General features: G+C 58.4%; 6 protein-coding genes. 2 read left to right on the forward strand and 4 right to left on the reverse strand.

What is annotated here, in order from left to right:
• The 3 genes from B3849_RS09915 to B3849_RS09925 form a co-directional block, all read right to left on the reverse strand.
• A partial coding sequence (locus B3849_RS09915; RefSeq protein ID WP_286780063.1) for a rhodanese-like domain-containing protein occupies nt 1-435 on the reverse strand: 435 nt, incomplete at its 3' end.
• A 143-nt stretch (nt 436-578) separates the two neighbouring features.
• Entirely contained in the window at nt 579-1,067 is a 489-nt protein-coding gene (gene smpB / locus B3849_RS09920; protein WP_009825868.1) for an SsrA-binding protein SmpB, read from the reverse strand.
• 94 nt (nt 1,068-1,161) lie between these two features.
• Nucleotides 1,162-1,980: a sulfotransferase family protein gene (locus B3849_RS09925; RefSeq protein ID WP_278425395.1), complete on the reverse strand. Its 819-nt coding sequence runs from the start codon at nt 1,978-1,980 to the stop codon at nt 1,162-1,164.
• A 158-nt stretch (nt 1,981-2,138) separates the two neighbouring features.
• On the opposite strand from B3849_RS09925, the gene B3849_RS09930 reads away from it, so the two are divergent.
• Both B3849_RS09930 and B3849_RS09935 read left to right on the forward strand, forming a co-directional pair.
• Entirely contained in the window at nt 2,139-3,716 is a 1,578-nt protein-coding gene (locus B3849_RS09930) for a DUF5928 domain-containing protein (RefSeq protein WP_278425396.1), read from the forward strand.
• 9 nt (nt 3,717-3,725) lie between these two features.
• Nucleotides 3,726-4,106: a histidine triad nucleotide-binding protein gene (locus B3849_RS09935; protein ID WP_005851062.1), complete on the forward strand. Its 381-nt coding sequence runs from the start codon at nt 3,726-3,728 to the stop codon at nt 4,104-4,106.
• Between the two features lie 54 nt (nt 4,107-4,160).
• Here B3849_RS09935 and B3849_RS09940 read toward each other — a convergent pair.
• On the reverse strand, nt 4,161-4,522 hold a 362-nt coding region (locus tag B3849_RS09940), incomplete at its 5' end, for a DUF1523 family protein (RefSeq protein ID WP_286780064.1).

A 4,522-nucleotide genomic window follows, 5' to 3' on the forward strand; every position in this document is an offset into this window, starting at 1 on the left:
GTGGCGGTCGCGGGGGATCGGGGGCATGTCTTCGGTGGGGCGACCTTCGGCGACCCATTTGGGCAGCCCGCCATCCAGCACGGCGACATTTTCCTGCCCCATCAGACGGAACAGGCACCACACACGCGCAGCCGACAGCAAGCCGGCCCCGTCATAGACCACTACCTGATGCCCGTCGCCCACCCCCATAGCGCGCATCCGCGACATGAACTTTTCAGCAGGTGGGGCCATATGCGGCATATCCGACCGCCCATCCGAGATTTCGTCGATGTCGAAAAAGCGGGCACCGGGGATATGCGCCTGATTGTATTCAGCTTTGGGGTCGCGTCCCGCATCGGGCAAATACCATGACGCGTCCAGCAGACGCAGGTCGGGATCCTTGAGGTGCTGCGCCAGCCAATCGGTTGAAACAAGCGTTTTCGGGTTGTCAGCCATGGGTCCACCCCCTTTTAGAACAGGTTTTTCAATGCCTACCCGCGACGGCCCCCGCAAGCAAGAGCCCGCGACTGTGCACATGCAGCACAGGCCGGAAATGGGCATATTGTGTTCCGTTCAGACCCCGAGAGCGGGACAGGGCGTCAGCCGTGGTCTTTCAGCAGACGCTGCTTTTGGCGGGACCAGTCGCGCTTGGCGGCGGTTTCCCGTTTGTCGTGCAGCTTTTTACCCTTGGCGATGCCGATCTTGATCTTGGCCATGCCACGGTGATTGAAATACATCACCATCGGGACCAGCGTCATGCCTTTGCGTTGGGTTTCATTCCACAGGTTCGACAGTTCCTTCTTGGACACCAAGAGCTTGCGGCGACGGCGTTCCTCGTGGGTGAAGGTCTTGGCCTGCGTGTAAGGCGCGACGTAGGAGTTCACCAACCACAGCTCGCCATCTTCCACGGCGGCATAGCTTTCGGCGATATTGGCACCGCCGTTGCGCAGGGATTTGACCTCGGACCCTTCAAGAATGATGCCGCATTCGACATCATCGTCGATCGCGTAATCGAACCGCGCGCGGCGGTTTTCGGCGATGACCTTGTAGTTCGGGTCGGATTTGGAAGATGATTTAACCTGTGACATGCCAAGGATGTAGGGCGTTGCGGCCCTGCGCGCAAGATGCCGCAGCGGGCATAACCGCATGGACCGTCAGGCGGGGCGCGCCGGCCCTGCCCGCTTAGTCGCCCAGCTTGGCGTGCACCTCGGCAAGGTCGATCTCTGCAGTGGGCATCTTGTTTGCCGGATTGTCGAAATCGTATTTGAACAGCTCGAAATCCTTTTTGAAGATCTCGCGCATCAGATGCATCGACAGATCGTCGAAGTAATCCTCAACCGGGTGGGCGCGTTTGGGGCCGTGGCCTTCGGATTCGTTAAACCGCGGAATTTCGGACAGGTTCACCGCATGGGGCGTGTCGATGGCATCCAGCACGCTTTGCATGCCGTCGTTGAACTTCTCTGTCCAGATGATCTTGTCATAGGTGCCGCCGTTCACGATGAACGTGCTGACATGCCCCGATTGCGCGGACCAGTGGATGTCCGGGTCCATCGGGCGACGCCAGCGGATGGTGTCGCGGGCAAACAGCAGGAAACGGCGGAAGCTGGCGATCTGGTCAAACTCTTGCTTGCCGTCATCGCCGCCGACCTCGATCCCGTATTTCTGCACGAGCAGCGGCACCAGATTGCCGCGATATCGCCGGCCGTTGCGCTGGATGCCGCAGATCTTGTCGAAGAAAGAGCTGAGGATGCGGGTATATGGATTGCGCACGCAGGTGAAAGCGTAGGATTTGTGGTTTTCCACATTGCGCGTGATCAACGGCTGAGAGTCGTCATGCGCCCATTTGTGCATGCCCGATTTCGCGTCATGGATGTCGCCGTCAAAGAATTTTCCATGGTCCGAATAGAACATGATCTGCCCGATCGTCGAACAGGCACATTTGGGCACCACGCGGTAGACCACGCTTTCGCTTTCTGTCATCCATGTCCCTGGGAAACCCATAATCGGCTCTGCCTCCTAAATTTTTTCGCACTTATGCTGCCATTTATGGCGACAGAATGGCCTGAAATATAGAAAAAGCAAATATTCGCGGTTTATTCAATCGCTGTTCGCCTTTATCTAACAAACTCGTCCAGAGCAGAGGGGATGCGTGTTTCGCGATGGCCAGAATTGCCTATATCCTTTTGTGTCATAAAGACCCCGTTGCAATCATCAAGCAGGCGGAGAGATTGACGGCGTCTGGCGACTACATGTCGATCCACTTTGACGCCTCGGCCAGCCCGGCCGATTTCGCACAGATCACCCAAGCGCTTGGCAAGAACCCCAATGTGACCTTCGCAAGCAAACGCATCCGCTGCGGTTGGGGAGAATGGTCGCTGGTACAGGCGACGCTGAACGCCGTCGAAAGCGCGATTGATGCCTTTCCGCGTGCCACACACTTCTACATGCTGTCGGGCGATTGCATGGCAATCAAATCCGCCGAATACATCCACGACTACCTTGATGATAACGACGTCGATTTCATCGAAAGTTTTGACTACTTCGAAAGCGAATGGATCAAGACCGGCTGGAAGGAAGAGCGGCTGATCTACCGTCACTGGTTCAACGAGCGCACCCAGAAAAAGCGGTTCTACGGCATGTTCGAGCTACAGAAACGCCTTGGTCTGACGCGCGACATTCCTGCGGACCTGCAAATCCAGATCGGCAGCCAGTGGTGGTGCCTGCGCCGCCAGACCATAGAGGCGGTGATGGCCTTCACCCGCAAGCGCAAAGACGTGATGCGGTTTTTCAGGACCACCTGGATTCCGGACGAGACGTTTTTTCAGACCATCGTGCGCCATATCGTGCCCGACAACGAAATTCGTGCGCGCACGCTGACGTTCCTGATGTTTACCGACTACGGCATGCCGGTGACCTTCTATAACGACCACTACGATCTGCTGCTGGCCCAAGACTATCTGTTCGCACGCAAGATCAGCAGCGAGGCAACGGACCTCAAGCGCCGGTTGGGGTTGCTTTATTCTGCCAAGGATGTCGAACTGCAGATCAGCAACGAAGGGCGTAACCTGTTCAAGTTCCTGACCGGTCGGGGTCGGATCGGGCGGCGGTTCTCTACCCGTTTCTGGGAGACGGAGAGCACGCTGGGGCGCGAGCGCGAGCTGCTGATTGTCGTGTGCAAAAAGTGGCATGTCGCCAAACGCGTGCTAGAGCAGATGCGTCAGGTCACCAACCTGCCCGCGATCGAATATCTTTTCAGCGAACAGGACACCCCCCTGCCCGATCTTGGCGGCATCCAGAACAGTTTGGGCAAGCGCACCCGCCACCGGCGGTCCCTGATGCGGATGCTGTTCGACTATTACGAGGCCGACCGGCTGATCGTCTGCATGGACCCCGGCGATATCGACCTGCTGAACGACTTTGCCTCTGACCGGTCGATGACACGGGTTCTCGAGATCGAATGCCAGTTCTCGGATGACTACCTGATCGGCCACGCCATGCGTGTCGGGCTGGCGGGCGAACGCACCTCGGCCGACACGCTGGAACGGCTGCTGCCCACCATCCGGAACGACCTGACCCTTGAATCCGACCGCATCCGCGACGCGCAGTTTGAAAACTACGCCCGGATGCGCGAAACAGCCTCGGCGCAGGACAATGCCGAGGCGCTGGCCGCTTTCCTGCGCATCTCTCCGGAACAGGCGCAGCCCATTGCCGACACACATTATCTTTTCACCGATTAAGGACATCCCATGGCTTACAGCTACGACGACCAGAACATCTTTGCCAAAATCCTGCGCGGCGAAATCCCGAACAACACGGTATATGAATCCGACCACGCGCTTGCCTTTCGCGATATCGAACCCCAAGCGCCGACGCATGTGCTGGTGATCCCCAAGGGCCCCTACATCAGCTTTGACCACTTCGCGGCAGAAGCGAGCGATGCCGAAATCGTCGGCTATGTGCGCGCCATCTCGGAAGTCTGCAAAGCCGAAGGTGTCACATTGGACGCAGGCGAAGGGTTTCGCATGATCGCCAATGCCGGCGCGCATGGGGTTCAGGAAGTCCCGCATCTGCATGTGCATATTCTGGGCGGTCGGCCCATGGGGCGCATGGTGGCGCGCCCCAGCTAACCCGTCACGACATAAATCAGTGCGCAAAAGGCGCGGCGTGATCTTGCGCCGCGCTTATTTGGTTTTACGACCCGCCCGCCAGCGCGCGAAACGGCCCTGCTTTTCGGCGATGTCATCTTCCAGCCGCTCTAACGTCGGATCGATGCGCGCACGTTTGAACCGACGCCAGCGGACCCAGATCGCATAGACCAGGGCCGCAAACAGGGTCAGGATGATGATATTCAGGAACGGGATGCCCTTGCTGGCATCCGGCCCGTCCACCACGCGCACGGACACCGCGTTGGGGAAGATCGACAGGAACTCGTTGCGCCAGCCGTAATGCTTGACCGCGACATACTGCGGCGTACCGGCGGCGGATTTCAGGTCAGATGCCTCGGCCTGCAGGTTGGTCGTGTCGAACTTGAAATACGGTGGCC

It is taken from the genome of Sulfitobacter sp. UBA4523, assembly GCF_002388305.1.
Lineage (GTDB): Bacteria > Pseudomonadota > Alphaproteobacteria > Rhodobacterales > Rhodobacteraceae > Sulfitobacter > Sulfitobacter pontiacus.